Annotated in this window: 13 protein-coding genes; 2 read left to right on the forward strand and 11 right to left on the reverse strand. The window is 66.1% G+C overall.

All coding sequences use genetic code 11. From position 1 onward, the window contains the following. Positions 1-9: 9 nt before the first annotated feature. The 5 genes from Q0897_RS00575 to Q0897_RS00595 form a co-directional block, all read right to left on the reverse strand. Positions 10-2760, reverse strand: a complete 2751-nt coding sequence (locus tag Q0897_RS00575) for a DNA methyltransferase (RefSeq protein WP_299306951.1) — start codon at positions 2758-2760, stop codon at positions 10-12. A gap of 259 nt (positions 2761-3019) precedes the next feature. Further along, positions 3020-3898, reverse strand: coding sequence for a hypothetical protein (locus tag Q0897_RS00580; protein WP_299306952.1), 879 nt, complete (start codon positions 3896-3898; stop codon positions 3020-3022). After that, complete coding sequence (locus Q0897_RS00585) at positions 3895-5232, reverse strand: replication-associated recombination protein A (protein ID WP_299306953.1); 1338 nt, start codon at positions 5230-5232, stop codon at positions 3895-3897. Before Q0897_RS00585 ends, Q0897_RS00580 begins: the two co-directional genes overlap by 4 nt. Before the next feature lie 211 nt (positions 5233-5443). Next, positions 5444-6598, reverse strand: a complete 1155-nt coding sequence (locus Q0897_RS00590; protein ID WP_299307550.1) for a glycosyltransferase family 1 protein — start codon at positions 6596-6598, stop codon at positions 5444-5446. Positions 6599-6657: 59 nt separating this feature from the next. Next, a complete protein-coding gene (locus Q0897_RS00595; RefSeq protein WP_299306954.1) occupies positions 6658-7332 on the reverse strand; it encodes a queuosine precursor transporter in 675 nt (224 codons plus the stop codon). 150 nt (positions 7333-7482) lie between these two features. Here Q0897_RS00595 and Q0897_RS00600 point away from each other — a divergent pair, with 150 nt between their 5' ends. Further along, the gene (locus tag Q0897_RS00600) at positions 7483-8469 is read left to right on the forward strand and encodes an adenosine kinase (RefSeq protein ID WP_299306956.1); all 987 of its coding nucleotides are present in this window, start codon (positions 7483-7485) and stop codon (positions 8467-8469) included. A gap of 8 nt (positions 8470-8477) precedes the next feature. Beyond that, positions 8478-9047, forward strand: a complete 570-nt coding sequence (locus tag Q0897_RS00605) for a TIGR00730 family Rossman fold protein (protein WP_299307551.1) — start codon at positions 8478-8480, stop codon at positions 9045-9047. A 3-nt stretch (positions 9048-9050) separates the two neighbouring features. Here the strand turns inward: Q0897_RS00605 and Q0897_RS00610 are convergent, their stop codons facing one another. The 6 genes from Q0897_RS00610 to Q0897_RS00635 form a co-directional block, all read right to left on the reverse strand. Continuing rightward, positions 9051-9491, reverse strand: a complete 441-nt coding sequence (locus Q0897_RS00610; RefSeq protein WP_299306957.1) for a cytidine deaminase — start codon at positions 9489-9491, stop codon at positions 9051-9053. Positions 9492-9538: 47 nt separating this feature from the next. Next, complete coding sequence (locus tag Q0897_RS00615; protein WP_299306959.1) at positions 9539-10354, reverse strand: energy transducer TonB; 816 nt, start codon at positions 10352-10354, stop codon at positions 9539-9541. 56 nt (positions 10355-10410) lie between these two features. Beyond that, positions 10411-12621, reverse strand: coding sequence for a TonB-dependent siderophore receptor (locus tag Q0897_RS00620; RefSeq protein WP_299306961.1), 2211 nt, complete (start codon positions 12619-12621; stop codon positions 10411-10413). Between the two features lie 122 nt (positions 12622-12743). After that, positions 12744-13427, reverse strand: coding sequence for a Fe2+-dependent dioxygenase (locus Q0897_RS00625; protein ID WP_299306963.1), 684 nt, complete (start codon positions 13425-13427; stop codon positions 12744-12746). A gap of 10 nt (positions 13428-13437) precedes the next feature. Further along, on the reverse strand, positions 13438-14430 hold the full coding sequence (locus Q0897_RS00630; protein WP_299306964.1) for an FAD:protein FMN transferase: 993 nt from the start codon (positions 14428-14430) through the stop codon (positions 13438-13440). After that, positions 14427-15257, reverse strand: coding sequence for a DUF4198 domain-containing protein (locus Q0897_RS00635; RefSeq protein ID WP_299306966.1), 831 nt, complete (start codon positions 15255-15257; stop codon positions 14427-14429). The genes Q0897_RS00630 and Q0897_RS00635 overlap by 4 nt, the downstream gene beginning before the upstream one ends. Positions 15258-15261: the final 4 nt, after the last annotated feature.

Genomic DNA, 15261 nt, shown 5'->3' on the forward strand with positions numbered 1-15261 from the left:
GGGCGTCGTCTACGCGGCGGCCCTGGCGGTCATTTTCGTGTAGAGTTCGAAGAGCTTTTCAAGGCGTTCGGTGTCGTTGCGGAACCGGCGCCCGATATAGATGCGTTCGAGCACCTCGTCATTCTCCTCATGCGCGCGGCGCAGATTGTCGGGCATGGCGTCGGGATCGTAGAGATCGGCGATGGTGGCCGGGAAATGCGCTTCGCGGGCGAGCAGGATATTCTCGGCACAGCGGGTGAGGTCGGCCTTGTTCTGCTCGGTGAGTTTGGGAAGGGGAAAGGTGTTCCAGCCGAGCGTGTTGGAGTATGCAAAGTCAGTACGGGTTCTTCCGCAAACGGTAGCAATCCACGTGCGATGTATGCGGGAGGCCAAACACGCAAGAACCCAAAGGTCTGGGTCGTATATCGCAAAATTCTGACTGCTTACGATGGCCCCTTCCTCAATGAGACCTACCGGCAAATACGGTCGGCGTTCTGAAGTTATCCTAGGGATTATAATTGCAGCCTCATTTCCCTTTTGTCTCACTTCTCCGAAAGCGAAAGGAGTATCTGCCAAAGCATTTGTCGCTGAACGGTTTGAAGCCAATCTTGCGGATCGAACTTGCTCAAACCGAGAGTTGAAGAATGGGTTTTCAGATGCGGTTGAGGCATCCTCGGCCCGTACCCAAATGCAATATTTTTGAATCCCGTTGATAAACTCCTGCGAACCAATGAACTGTCGGATAAATCGCTCATCTGCGTCAGCTTCTAACTTTGCAGAGCGTGCTTCCTCACGGGATAACAATAACGCACCTCGATCGTTCGGCATATTGCCAAATGACATTTCCGGGGCGTCGAATAGTGAAGCGCGCGAAGCCGAAACTTCTATGTTTGGGGCCGCGACCAAATATCCATTGATGTTCTCAGCTTCCTTAATGACGTGTTCGCCGTCGACATCGAAATACAAGGTGGCGGACCTCTCTTTGTGTGGACTAAGCCCAACAATGGAAACGGTCACACCAGCGTTATGAGAAGCAAGATTTTTCCAAAGAAAAGAAGGAGCCGCGAAAAAAATTCGGATGCCGCGAGAAAATATGGGGGACCACAAAAACTCGACCTGTCTTCCTTGGTTTATGGAATTTGTGGCAACGAATGCCGCCAGCCCATCGTTTTCAGTGATGTATTTCGTTGCCTTGGCAAACCAGCCTGCAACGTAATCTAGAGCCTTAGTAGATTCTGAGATGCCTTCGAACGCAATTTCGAGATCAATTTTCTGTTCGGACGACTGCTGCTGACTCCCTCGATAAGGCGGATTCCCGCAGATATACGTCTCACCCCCGGCATTCTCGAAATCGATCTCCGACTGGTCCAGCGGCGTTTCGAGCAGGTCGTCGCCGCGCATCTTCACCCCCGTCCCGGTCGGCGGGCAGATGCTCAGCCAGTCGAGCCGCAGCGCATTGCCGCAGGTGATCCAGTTGTCCGAATCCAGCGGCAGAAACTCGGCCAGCGCCTCCTTCTGCCCGCGATAGAGGACGTCGCACTGATACTCCGCGATGATGAGCGCGAGCCGCGCGATCTCGGCCGGAAAATCGCGCAGTTCGATGCCGCGAAAATTGGTCAGCGGAATGTCCGTCTTGCGGTCGGGCTCGCCGCGCCGGCGGTTGATCTCCGCCTCGATCCCGCGCATTTCCTTATACGCGATGACGAGGAAATTCCCGCTCCCGCAGGCCGGGTCGAACACCCGGATCTTGGCCATCCGCGCCCGCAGGTTGCGCAGCTTGCGCGCATTGTCGCCCGCCTCCTCCAGCCGCCCGCGCAGATCGTCGAGGAACAGCGGGTTCAGCACCTTGAGGATGTTCGGCACGCTCGTGTAATGCATGCCGAGCGCGCCGCGCTCCTCGTCATCGGCGACGGCCTGGATCATGCTGCCGAAAATATCGGGGTTGATCCTGGTCCAGTCGAGATTGCCGATGTGGATGAGATAGGACCGGGCGATCTTGCTGAACCGGGGGACGTCGATGCTGCCGCTGAACAGATTGCCGTTCACATAGGGGAAGCCGTCGGCCCAGCGGGGGATGCCCGCCTCCGCCCGCGCCGCGATGGGCGTGTTCATCGCGCGGAAAAGCTCCGCGATGACGTCCGCTGTATTGTCCGCGCCGCCTGCGCTCATCCTCTCCACCGTGGCGGTAAAGCGGTGGCCGGGGTGGAAGATGTCGGTATCCTCGGCAAAGAAGCAGAAGATCAGCCGGGCCATGAAATGGTTCATGTCGGTGCGGCGTTCGGGCGCGGCCCATTCGGGATTGTCCTGCAGCAGCGTCACGTAAAGCTTGTTGAGCCGCCCCGTCGCGCGGATGTCGAACGAGCTTTCGCGGATCTGTTCGACCGTGGTGATGCCGGCGAGCGGGAGGAAGAAGCCGAAATGATCGGGGAATGCGGCGTATTCGCAGACGACCGTTTCGCCGCTGACCATATCCTCGGCCTGAAAGTCGTGGCCGTCGGTGGCGAGGATGAACTTGGCCTTGTGGGTGACGCTTTTCGGGCTGTTGCGCAGGGCATCGAGCGTCGCGGCGACGCGGCCCGGTGCGGCGATCGCCATGTGGATATTGCTGCGTTGAAGCACGCCGCCGGCGATGTCCGACTGATTGGTGTTGCCCTTTTTCAGGCGGTCGATCGTGGTTTTCCTGTTCCCGAAGGCGGCGAGGAACTGAAACGGGAATTCCGCACCATCGAACGGGGCGGCGGCGAGCTGGGTGACAGCGTCTTCGATCTCGACGGGGTTCATGCCAACTCTCTATCGCCTGGCCACGCCGGTGTCACGCGGCCGAAGCGGGCGGCGGGCCGGGGCTTGCGCGCCTTGTCGTGCTCTCTGGCGAGGAGCGGGGGTGGGGTCCGGTCCGGGCCTAAGACGAACGGGCCGCGCCCGTCCCGTGAAGGGGATGGCCGGGGCAGGGCTTTGGTTCGTAATGCGCGACCGGAAATACCTGCCCGCGTCGCGAGCCTTTGCGCGAATGCAAGCGTTCGGGCGCCCGCCCGGTCGTGGGTCAGGGCACGCCGAAGGTCCACCCCTCGGTCGCGGCAATCGCGGCGCTCAGGCTCTGTGGCTCCCATAATTCGGGGCGATCCGCGGCGGTGCGGAGCCATGCCGCGGTAAGGAGCGCGTCGGCGCTGTGGTCGTCGATCGGGCCGCGGCGCGCAACCGCGGCGCTGCCCAGGGCGTGAAGGCCTGCGTTCAGCGATGCGCAATCGGTCATCTTGCTGCGCGCGGCGGTGCGTCCGGCGGCGATCGCCGCAAGCGCGGTATAGATTTCCACGATCACCGAACCGCCTTCGGGCAGGGGATCGATCGGCCAGACCGGAACCGCCCCGCCAAGCCGTGCAAGGACCCGCATGCCCGTCAGGCTGGATTTGCCGACCTGCGCCGCGCCGACGAGGTTGAAGTTGGAGTAGGGCTTGCACCCCTGCTGTTCCTGCGCCCATTCGGTGACCCGGAACCGGCCCCGGCGATGGGTGGCATGGGGGTGGTGGAACGCCGCCCCCTCGCGCCCGCCATGCCGCCGGAAATACGCGCTGAGCCGGGGATGATCGACAAGGCTGCCGACCTCCAGATTGGGGTCATCGGCGCAGATCGTATCGACCATCTGCCACAGCGCGCGGGCATTGGCGGGGCTATCCGACCAACCGGGGAAATACGCCCCGCAATCGGCAAAGGGCAGCGCAATGCCGAGATCCATGCCGACCAGCGTGCCGGGCGCAAGCTCGTTGCGCAACCATTCCAGAACCTCGCCGCGCGACCACGGCCTGTCCCTTTGGACGAGCGTCGGCGGGCCATCGCCTGTGCATTGCGCGACGGCGATACCGCGTTGGCGTTCCCCCTTCGCGCCGGACCAGTCGATCGCCGCGAAATGGCGAAACCGGCTCATCCCTCGCCGGACGGCCCGCGCATGTCGCGGCGGCGCGCGTCCCACCATTCCATGCGTTCGGCTATGCGCTTTTCAAAACCGCGCGCGACGGGGCGGTAATATTCCTGCGCCGCCATGTCCTCGGGCCAGTAATCCGCGCCTGAAAACCCGTCATCCGCATCGTGGTCATAGGCGTAATTCTTGCCGTAGCCGATGTCCTTCATCAGCTTTGTCGGCGCGTTCAGGATGTTTTGCGGCGGCATCAGGCTGCCAGTTTCCTTCGCGCTTTTCCACGCGGCCTTCATGGCCTTGTACGCCGCGTTCGATTTTGGCGCGGTCGCGCAATACAGGCACGCCTGCACGATGGCGAGCTCACCCTCCGGCGACCCGAGAAATTCGTAGGAATCCTTCGCCGCGAGACATTGCACCAGCGCGTTGGGATCGGCGAGGCCGATATCCTCCGACGCGAACCGGACCAGCCGGCGCAATACGTAGAGCGGCTCCTCCCCCGCGGTCAGCATCCGGGCGAGATAGTAGAGCGCGGCCTGCGCATCCGACCCGCGCAGCGATTTATGCAACGCGGAAATCAAATTGTAATGCCCGTCGCGATCCTTGTCATAGACCGCGACGCGCCGTTGCAGGAACCGGCCGAGCGCCGCGGGATCGAGGGGTGCGTCGATCCCCGCGGCATAGAGCGTTTCGGCCTGATTGAGCAGGAACCGCCCGTCCCCGTCCGCCGATGCGACAAGCGCGGCGCGCGCATCGGGATCGAGCGGAAGCGGCTGCTCCATCAGATCCTCCGCCTTCGACAAAAGCGCGGACAGCGCGTCCGACCCCAACCGTTCGAGGATCAGCACCTGCGCCCGCGACAGCAGCGCGGCGTTGAGTGCAAAGCTCGGATTTTCGGTCGTCGCGCCGACCAGCGTGACCGTGCCGCGTTCGACGAAGGGGAGGAAGCCATCCTGTTGCGCCCGGTTGAAACGGTGGATCTCGTCCACGAAGAGCAGGGTCCGTTGCCCCGCTTCGCGCGCGCGCTCGGCCTCGGCAAAGGCTTTCTTGAGGTCGGCGACGCCGGAAAAGACCGCGCTGACCGAAATGAACCGCATGCCCACCGCATCGGCGAGGAGGCGCGCGATGCTGGTCTTGCCCGTGCCCGGAGGCCCCCACAGGATCATCGAGGTCAGCCGCCCCGCCGCCACCATGCGCCCGATCGTGCCATCCGCGCCGGTCAGGTGATCCTGACCGACAACATCGGCCAGCGTCGCCGGGCGCAACCTGTCGGCGAGCGGGGCATCCGCTGCGGCGGGGGACGGCGACGGCGAGGGGGGCGGGTCGGATTGAAAAAGGTCGGCCATTGTTCACAATCTAGGATGCGGCACGCGGAATGCCAGATGCGCGCCTGCCGGACCGCACGGATAACGCGGGCCTGCGTGCCGATAGGATGCAGCAAGGATGCCGTTCGAGCGTGGGCTCCGGTGGGCGGGGAATGGCGACTGCCGGGCGGATGCGCCTGTTCGCGGCGCGCGCATGTTGCGTCCCGCTACCGCGGAAACGGATCAGCCTTGCCTATTCCGGCGCGCGGCCCCGGCGCAGCAGGCGGACATAGGTATCGGCGACCGCGCTGTTGATCGTGTCCCAGGCGTAATCGGCGGCCCGTGCCTCCCCCGCCGCGCCATGGCGCCGGGCGAGCGTTTCGTCCGTGACATAGGCGGTGAGCGCCCGCGCAAATGCGTCAATATCGCCCGGTTCGACCAGCATGCCCGATTCGCCATCGGCGACGAGGCTGCTGCTCCCCGTGGCGGCGGCGGCGACCACCGGCACGGCGCAGGCCATCGCCTCCAGCGTGACATTGCCGAACGTTTCGGTCACCGAGGGGTTGAAGAAAACATCCATCGACGCCACCGCGCGGCCCAGATCTTCGCCGGTCTGATGGCCGACGAACACGCCGTGGGGGAGATTGTCCTCGAACCAGCTGCGCGCGGGCCCTTCGCCGATGACCAGCACGCGATGCGCAACGCCCCCATCGCGCAGCTGGCGCACGGCGGCGGTGAACACGTCGAGCCCTTTTTCCATGACGAGCCGGCCGAGGAACCCCACCACCTTTTCATCGTCCCCGATGCCGAGCGATCGGCGCCAGCCCATGTCGCGCCGCGCGGGCGTGAAGATGTCCCGGTCGACCCCGCGGGTCCACAGCGACACGTCGTCGTTCATGCCCTGCGTCTTCAACAGCTCCACCATTGAGGGAGAGGGCGCGACAAGCGCGTCGCAGCGATTGTAGAACCGGCGCAACCCCTTCACCATCAACGGTTCGAGAAACGCCGCGTGATAATAGCGCGGATAGGTTTCGAACCGCGTGTGCACCGAGGCCAGCACCGGAATATCCCGCTCCCGCGCCCAGGTGACGGCACGGTGGCCGAGGATGTCGGGACTCGCCACGTGGACCACATGGGGCGCGAACCGGGCAAGGTCGCGGCGCGCCGCCGCCGATAGCGCGATGGGGAGGCGATATTCGCTGCGCCCCGGAATCGGCACGGCTGGCACGCCGACCAGCGGGCCCGTCGCGGGAAAGGCGGGTTCGTCCACCACCGGCGAATAGGTGCGCACGTCGAACCCCTGCCGCAGCAGATATTCGACCAGCCGGTTGAGCGCCTGGTTCGCGCCATCGCGCACGTAATTGTAATTGCCGCTGAAGAGCGCGACACGCAGACCATTGGGTGACATGTCGCCGCCCATACCGCCCGCCGCCCGCTTTGGCGAGGGGGCTGCGTCGTCGTGGCCCGTCATGCCGGGGTGCGGCGCGGTCCCGGCCGGTCGAGCCGCGTGCCAATCGCGACCGCCGCCGACACCAGCCACGGCACGACAAGGAGCGAAAGCGTGACCTTCGCCAGCAATTGCCCGATGAGCAGCGGCAGGATCGGGAACACGCCCAGAAATGCGACCGTGATGAAGATGACCGTATCGACCGCCTGAGAAATGGCACCGGCGATCCCGGCGCGCACCCACACCGGCCCGCCCATGCGTTCGCGCACGAAGGAGATGATCGTCACGTTGAGCAATTGCGACACGCCATAGGCGATCGGCCCGGCGAGCCAGATCCGGAACGTCCCCGACAATACGGTCTGTATCGCGGTGAGCCGTTCGGGCTCCATGTCGGGGGAGGGGGGGAGCGCCGACACGAAGATCGACAGCAAGATCGCGGCCACCAGCGGAACAAAGCCCCACAGCACCAGCCGGTTCGCCACCCGCCGCCCGTAAAGCTCCGTCACCGCGCCGCCGAGGATCACGAGGATGAGAAACGCGAACATCCCCGATTCCACCGCGAACGGGCCGAGCGCGACCTGCTTGTTCCCCAGCACGCCCGCAATGCACGTCATCCCGCCATAAAGCAGGGCGAACACGAATAGGGCAGGGGCGATGACCGGCCGATCGGCGGGAAGAGCGGAATGTGCGTTCATCCCTGCAGGCGATAGCCGGTTTGGCCCATACCGCAAGACCATACCGCATGCTCGTGCCGCGATCCGGGCGATTGACCGGCGGCCCGCCGCTGGCTAGTTCCGCGCGGGTTTCCTGCCCCGTTTGAATTCGCGTTTTGCCCGGAGAGCCGATTGTCCGCCGAACCTTATGACATTGTCGCGCTGGGCGATGCCATTGTCGATGTGCTGGCCCGCCGGGACGATGCATTTCTTGCCGCGTGCGGGGTGGAGAAGGGCACGATGCGCCTGCTCGCCGATGCCGATGCCGCCGCCCTTGCCCGCGCGATGCAGGACAGCGGCACGGTCGACGAAATTCCCGGCGGAAGCGCGGCCAACACGCTCGCCGGCGTGGCGGCGCAGGGGGCGCGGGCGCGCTTCATCGGGCAGACGGGCGCCGACCGGCTGGGCACGGTGTTTGCGCAGCACATGGATGCGCTGCGAATCGATTTCGACACGCCGCCTGTCGCCGAGGCGCCGACGGGCCGCTGCTTCATCCTCATCAGCCCGGATGCGCAACGCACCATGCAGACGGCGCCCGGGGCAAGCCATCTCCTGACCCGCGACGCGCTGGACGAGGATGCGATCCGTTCGGCGCGCATCCTGTTCCTCGAAGGGTATCTGTGGGGGCCGGACACGCCGCGCGGCGCCATGGTCCGCGCGATCGAGATTGCCCGGCGGGAGACGCGCACGGTCGCGTTCACCCTGTCCGATTCCATCGTCATTCCGGGGCGCCGGGACAGCCTCGCCCGGCTGGTGGCGGACGGGGGCGTCGATATTCTGTTCGCGAATGAATACGAGGCATGCCTGATGGCGGGTGTGCCCGACGCCGAAACTGCGATCGCCGCGCTTGCCGCGCAGGTGCCGACGCTCGTCGTGACGAAGGGGGCCGAGGGCGCGCTGGCCATCGCAGGGGGGGAGCGTGTCGAGATTGCCGCCGCGCCTGTGGACACGGTGATCGACACGACCGGCGCGGGTGATCAGTTCGCCGCCGGCTTCCTCGCCGCGCATGCGCGGGGCGGGGACATCGCGCAATGCCTCCATGGCGGAGCGGAAGCGGCGGCGGCGGTCATCGCCCATGTCGGCGCGCGCCCGTTGATGACTGAAAAAGGAAACGGATGATGCCCGCAATACGCGCGCTCGCAATCTATTGCGGATCGGCACAAGGTCGCGACCCCGAACACATGGAAACGGCCCGCCGGCTGGGCCGCGCGATGGCGGAGGAGGGCATCGATCTCGTCTATGGCGGGGGCAGGCTCGGCCTGATGGGCGCGGTGGCCGATGCGGTGCTCGACGCTGGCGGCAAGGCTTTCGGCGTGATCCCCGACGCGCTCGTCCGGCACGAGGTCGCGCATACCGGCCTGACCGAATTGCACACCGTCGCCGACATGCATCAGCGCAAGGCGAAGATGACGGAACTTGCCGACGGTTTCCTGTGCCTGCCGGGCGGGATCGGCACGATGGACGAATTGTTCGAGGCCTGGACCTGGAACGCGCTCGGCTATCATGCGAAGCCGTTCTGCCTGCTCAACACCGGCGGATACTGGGACCGGTTTCTCGGCTTTTGCGACCACATGCGCAACGAAGGCTTCATGAGCGAGCAGCGCCGCGGCCAGCTTTTGTGCGCCGAAACGATCGGCGATGCGCTAACCGTGCTGGAAGCCGCGGCGAGTGCGAAACCGGGCGGGCCGGTCTGGTAAGGATCAGCTGCGGGTGAGCGCGTCCGGCCCGAAGCCGTGCGGCAGCAATGCGCCAATCGTCGTGTCTAGCCGGGCATCGCCCGTAGCCCCGACGCAGGTCACGGCAATGTCGCGGCCCGAAAGGCATGCCGCCTCGTAAATCGCCTGCCGGCAACCGCCGCACGGGGTCACCACGTCGTGCCCCGCGATACCGTCGCCCGCCGCGGCGCCGCCCGCCACCACCACATGGGTAATCTGCGCCAGCCCAAAGCGGTGCTGCGCCGCGCTCAGCGCCGATTGCTCGGCACACAGGCCGAGGCGGTAGCATGCGTTTTCCATGTTCGCGCCGGTGGCCACCGTTCCGTCGGCGGAGAGCACGGCGCACCCGACGCGAAAGTTCGAATAGGGAGCGTGCGCGCGGGCCGCGGCGTCGCGCGCGGCGGCGATGAGGTCGTCGATGGTCATGGCCGCCTTCATATCGGCGCGGCGACCGGGCGCAAGGGTGCGGCGCGCTATCGGTTCAGCGAAAAGGTGATCGGCACCACGACCCATGCAGCCACGGCGCGGCCCGTCTGCGTCGCCGGCTTGAACTTCCATTTGCGCACCGCGCGCAGGGCCGCCTCGTCAAGCCGGGAGGAGCGGCTTCCCTCTGCAATCTTCAGCGTGTCGACCCGGCCCGACGGATCGACCAGCACGCGCAGCAGCACCGTGCCTTCCTCCCGCGCGCGGCGGGCGATGAACGGATATTCGGGCGCCGGATTGTCGCGCTGTGCCGCGGCGACGTCGGGCGGGGTGATCGGGGCGGGCGCAGTTTCGGCGGTCGTCGGCGCGGCGGGGCCGGGCGCGGCGGCGGGCATCGGGGGCAGCGCGATGGGCATGACCGGCACGTTCGCGACCGGCGTGGCCGTGCGGGCAAGGGCGATGCGCGGCACGGGCGCGACCGTTTCGCCGGCCGGAGTGGCGGGCGCCCGCGAATCCGGCGGCGTATCGGGTTCGGGGGTGGCAACCGGTTCGGTCGGAGCGGGCGCATTGGCGGCGAGCGGGATGTCGAAGCTTTGCACGATCGGCACGGGCTCGGCGCGGTCCGCCACCACGCCGAGGGTCAGCAGGCCCGCGAACGCGACCGCATGGATCGCCCCCACCGCCGCCACGCTGCGCCAGTCGAATGTGGCGGCGCGATAGCCGGATGGTGCAACGGGTGCTTCGGAACGGACATCCCCACGCATGGATGCCGGAGTCGCCGGCGCCGAACGAGCGGGGCGGTCCTCCGGCACCATCGCTGTGCCCGATTGGATGGCAAGGCTCGAATTGCCGGAGTGCAGATACACGCGATTCCCCTTAATCAGCGATATTGCGAATTATTTGCACTCCGGCGGTCCGAAAATCAATAGCGGACGCTGAGCGTGGCGAGCGCCTGCCGTCCCGCGGCGGGGATGGCGAAATGCGGGTTGCGCAATTTCACCGCATAGCGTTCATCCGTGAGGTTCTGCACGTTGAGGCGCAGGCCCAGATGGTCGGTGAACAGGAACTCGGCATCCGCGTCGAGGCGCACATAGCCATCCGCGCTGATGAGATTGGCGCCATCCGCGTAACGCTTCGACGCGCCATAGGCACCGCCGCCCACGGCAAGGCGCGGCGTGACCTGGTAATTGGCGGTAAGCGCGAAATTATGCCGCGGCGTGTTGGGCAGCGCATTGCCGAAATTGGCGTCCGCCTCATCGCGCAATTCGCTGTCCACGAGCGTATATCCCGCCAGCAGGGTCAACGCCCCGATCCGTCCCGACGCGCTCAGTTCCACGCCTTGAAGCCGCGCGGAGCCGAAGGTTTCGACGACATTATCGAGATCGTCGAGCTGCACGATATTGTTACGCTTCACCCGGTACAGCGCACCCGATAGCAGCATGTCCCCGCCGAACAGCTCGGCTTTGGCGCCCACTTCCCAGTTTTCGAAACCTTGCGGGCGATAGGACTGATTATTGCCGTTCAGGTTTTCGGCCCCTTCGCCCACGGTGGCGCCCGGCGGCGTCTTGGAATCGGCGTAGGAGGCATAGAGGCTGGTGTTCGAAGTCGGCTTGACGATGACGCCGGCCTGATAGCTGAAGAAATCGCCACCGGTCGCCGCATCGTAACAACCGCCCCGGCCGCAGCCCTTCGACGTCGCCGAAAAATCGGTCCACCGCACGCCGCCATTCACAAGCAGCGAGGGCAGGAGCGTGACGGTGTCGAACAGGTAGACGCTGTAATCCTCCGCCGTGGCATTGGCCGGCGTGCTGCTGCGCGTGATGGTGCCGGTCCACGGGTCCGACGGGTCGGGATTGGCAAGGTCGGTGCAATTATACGTTTCGAACGATATTTCGGGACAGTTCCGGTCGCCGGTATCGACGCTGTAATTGCGGTTCGCGCTATCGGCGTAGCTGTATTCGAACCCGGCGGAGAGGCTGTGGCCGATGCCGCCGGTGTCGAACACCGCGGCGAGATTGGTGTTGCTGGCGATGCTGTCGCTGAGGGAATTGCGGCTCTTGGTGGCGCGCCACACCTGGCCGTTCGCGACGTTGCCGGCGCTGTCGTCCGGGTTGGTGACGATATAGTCGTTGCGCGCCCGGCTGAACCGCGTTCCATGCGACAGCGTCACCCCGCCGCCGAGATAGCCGTTGAACAGAAAACTGCCCGAATCGACGCTGGTCTCCTGAAAATCGCGGGCGAGCAGGCCGTAGAAATTGTCGAAATCCACATCCGCCGGTTCGCGCCGCTCGTCGGGAAGCTGCCCGCGCGACGTCGTCGGGATGCCGTAATCGGGCATGCTGTCGGTTTCGTAATGATAATAGGCGAGGCTGGCCGTGATCGGCGTGCCCGCGCCCCAGGTCACGGACGGCATCACGCCCCAACGGTCGTTGAACACCGCGTCGCGGCCGGCAACGTCGGAATCCTGCCACATGCCGACGACGCGAAAGGCGAGCTTATCGGCGACTTGCGCATTCACATCGGCGGTCGCGCGGTAGAATTCGTCGGTGCCGACGGTGCCCTGTGCTTCGATGGCATCGCCTGCCTTCGCAATTTTGGAGACGAGGTTGATCGCGCCCGCCGCCGTGCCGCGCCCGCCGAAGGTGGAACTGGGTCCCTTGGCAACCTCGATCGCCTCCAGTGCGAAGGTTTCGCGCGTTTGCGAGCCGATGTCGCGCAGCCCGTCGACGAACACGTCGCCGGTCGCATCGACCCCGCGGATGAGCGGGATGTCCGCCGCCGCGGTGCCCCCTTCGCCCGCGCCCAGCGTGATGCCCGGCACCGTGCGCAAGGCGTCCTCCAGCGTGAAGGAGGCGGTGTGCTCGATGACGTCCTCGGTCACGACATTGACGATGCGCGGCGTGTCGAGGAGCGGGGCGGTGGCCTTGGGCGAACGCTGCGCCTCCGCGCGATAGCCGTCGCTGACCGCGTCGTCGGTGATGGTCATCCCTTCAAGCCGGGTTTCGGCCTGTTCGACATTGCCCGTTGCGGTGGTCCCCTGCGCCAGCGCGGGCGAGGCGAAGGCCGCGGCGGTGCCGATGCAACCGAGGACGAGCGAACGATTGCGAAATGCGGTTGAGCGGTCGGTGTTCATGAGTTCCCCTTCATGGTGAGCCCGGTCTGCCGGGCGTCGCGATGAAGGCGCTATTGCGAACCATTTTCACTACGTCAAGCTTATTGCAAAAGATTCGTAATAGCATTTAGGCTTGTGCGGTCTCAGCTATCGGCCCACCGCCGCAGCAGGTTGTGATATAATGCGGTGAGCGCGATCACCGTCGCATCCCCGCCGCCGTGGCGGGCGGTGAGATCCTGTACCGCGCGGTCGAGCCGGAACAGCTCCTCGCGCTCCGCATCGCTGCGCACCATGCTCTGCAACCAGAAGAACGAGGCGATGCGCGCGCCGCGCGTCACCGGCTCGACCCGGTGCACGCTCGACGCGGGATAAAGCACGGCATGGCCCGCCGGCAGCTTCACTCTGTGCTCGCCGAACAGATCCTCCACCACGAGCGCGCCGCCGTCATATTCGTCCGGCTCCTCCAGAAACACGGTGCAGGACAGGTCGCTGCGGATAACGAAATCGGTTCCGCCCAGCCGGCGGATCGCGTTGTCCACGTGGGCGCCGAACGTCTCGCCGCCTTCATACCGGTTGAACAAGGGCGGAAACACCTTGAGCGGGAGCGCGGCGGAAATGAACAAGGGCGAACGGTTGAGCGCCCCTGCGACGATGGCGCTCGCCTTGCGGGCCGTGTCGGAGCCTTCCTGCAATTGCCGGTTCTTCTTGGCGAGGCGGGATTGATGGCCCGACGTCTCGTTCCCGTCGACCCACGGGCCTGGGTCGATCAGCGAGCGCAGATCGCGGACCTCTTCGCGGGACAACAGTTCGGGAATGGTCAGCATCATGATCGCGGTCTCAAAGCATGGCGCGCCAGGCGGCGCTGTATCGGATGGTGCCGCCGGCGTCGGTGACGCGGGCGGGCAGGTTGCGGGCGTCGGCGAACGCCACCGCGGCATCGGGCGGCATCGCCATTATCGCGGTGGCGAGCGCGTCGGCCTGCATGCAATCGCGGTGGAGGACCGAGGCGGCGCGCGATCCGCCGCGCATCGGCGCCCCGGTCGTGGGCGCGATGGTGTGGGACCAATCCCCGCCGCCTGCGGAACGCCGCCGGTGCCAGTCGCCGGAGGTGGCGAGCGACCAGTTGCTCAACGCGACGCGGGCGGGTGGGGCGTCAATGCCGGGGGCATCCTCGATCCCGGCCCACCACGGCTGCCCATCGCGGCGGACCCCGCAGCCGCGCAATTCCCCGCCGATCTCGACGAGGTGATGCGTCACCCCTGCGCGGCATAGCAGGATGGACGCGAGATCGACGGCATAGCCCTTGGCAATGGCGCTGAAATCGAGCGCGACTCCGCCGGGCTGCACGATGGTGTCGCTTTGCGCGTCGAACAGGATGGCGCGCCAGCGGGACGCATCGCCGGCGGCCGCGGGCATGGTCACGGGCGGCGGCGCGGCGCCGAAACCCCATGCCTCGCTCACCCGACCGAGCGCAGGGTCGAACGCCCCGCCCGTGGCCCGCGCGATATTGAGCGCGCAGTCCAGCACCAGCGCGAATTGCGGCGGCATCGCAAATCGCGTGCCCGGATCGGCACGGTTGAAGCGGCTGAGCAGCGAATCGGGGTTCCACTGGCTCATCTGCGCGGTGACGAGGGCGATCGCGCGTGCCATGCAGCGTCGCGCATGGGACGCGCCATCGCCATCCGCCACGCCGACGATGCGCCACCGCGTGCCGATCGCCTCGCCCTCCACCGCGAAATCCACGCCGTCGGCGAAGGGCACGAACGATTGCGGCCGCCCCACCATGGGCGGGACGGCCACATCGATGGCGGCTTCGGCCAGCGCCGTCACGCCGGATTGAATTCCAGCACGGCGGAGTAGCTCGCGCGGCGTCCGCCGTCCGCATTGGCGGATGTCTCGATGAAATACATGCCGGGCACCGGTGCGGTGAGCGTGACCAGCCCGTCCGCGTCGGTGGACATCGTCTCGATCCCCGCCTCGTCGCGATAGCGCGTGTCGCCCTTCACGAATTCGATGTCCATCGCCGCAGGCTCTCCATCGAGGAGGAAGCGGAATTGGGCCGGCTCGCCCGCGATGAGGTCGTTGGGGTGGGTGACGGGCATCATCTCGATGCCTTTGCCGGTGGGCTGCAACGCCGTTTCGTTGGGCGCGCCGAGCGTCACGAAGGTTTCGACCCGGCTCGATACCGGGGTGAGCTGGACCTCGGTGGCGCCTGCGGGAATGGCGGTGTCCGCCTCCGCCGCGGTGCCGCGCCACCGTTTCGCCTCGCCGTTCAGCATGTAGCGTCCGAACATCCCCTCGCTCGCCAGCGCGATGCGATAGGTGCCTTCGGTATCGAGCGGCACGTCGAACACGCTGCGATATTTGCCGGTGCCGATGATGGCGGGGGCGACCACATTGCCGTCGGGACCGGTCACGACCAGATCGTCCAGCCCGGCGGCATGGTGGTCGAAATTGAACAGCGCGTTGGAAATCGCGGCGTCGACCGTCACCGTCTCACTCTGCCCCGAAAGGACGGTGGCCGACGGCAGCAACCAGCGGCGATGCGCCTGCGCCGGGGTGGCGAGCGTCATGCCGATCACCCCGGCGAGGGCCATGGTGGTCAGTGTCCGGCGCAGGCGCCGTGCAGGTGTCGTCCTTTGCGATGTCGTGGTCATGCTG

The organism is uncultured Croceicoccus sp. (assembly GCF_947496385.1).
Taxonomy (GTDB): Bacteria; Pseudomonadota; Alphaproteobacteria; order Sphingomonadales; family Sphingomonadaceae; genus Croceicoccus.

Coding starts and splice junctions, on each gene's coding strand:
- Q0897_RS00575 (WP_299306951.1), bottom strand. CDS start 2,760: ATGAACCCCGTCGAGATCGAAGACGCTGTCACCCAGCTCGCCGCCGCC.
- Q0897_RS00580 (WP_299306952.1), bottom strand. CDS start 3,898: ATGAGCCGGTTTCGCCATTTCGCGGCGATCGACTGGTCCGGCGCGAAG.
- Q0897_RS00585 (WP_299306953.1), bottom strand. CDS start 5,232: ATGGCCGACCTTTTTCAATCCGACCCGCCCCCCTCGCCGTCGCCGTCC.
- Q0897_RS00590 (WP_299307550.1), bottom strand. CDS start 6,598: ATGTCACCCAATGGTCTGCGTGTCGCGCTCTTCAGCGGCAATTACAAT.
- Q0897_RS00595 (WP_299306954.1), bottom strand. CDS start 7,332: ATGAACGCACATTCCGCTCTTCCCGCCGATCGGCCGGTCATCGCCCCT.
- Q0897_RS00610 (WP_299306957.1), bottom strand. CDS start 9,491: ATGACCATCGACGACCTCATCGCCGCCGCGCGCGACGCCGCGGCCCGC.
- Q0897_RS00620 (WP_299306961.1), bottom strand. CDS start 12,621: ATGAACACCGACCGCTCAACCGCATTTCGCAATCGTTCGCTCGTCCTC.
- Q0897_RS00625 (WP_299306963.1), bottom strand. CDS start 13,427: ATGATGCTGACCATTCCCGAACTGTTGTCCCGCGAAGAGGTCCGCGAT.
- Q0897_RS00635 (WP_299306966.1), bottom strand. CDS start 15,257: ATGACCACGACATCGCAAAGGACGACACCTGCACGGCGCCTGCGCCGG.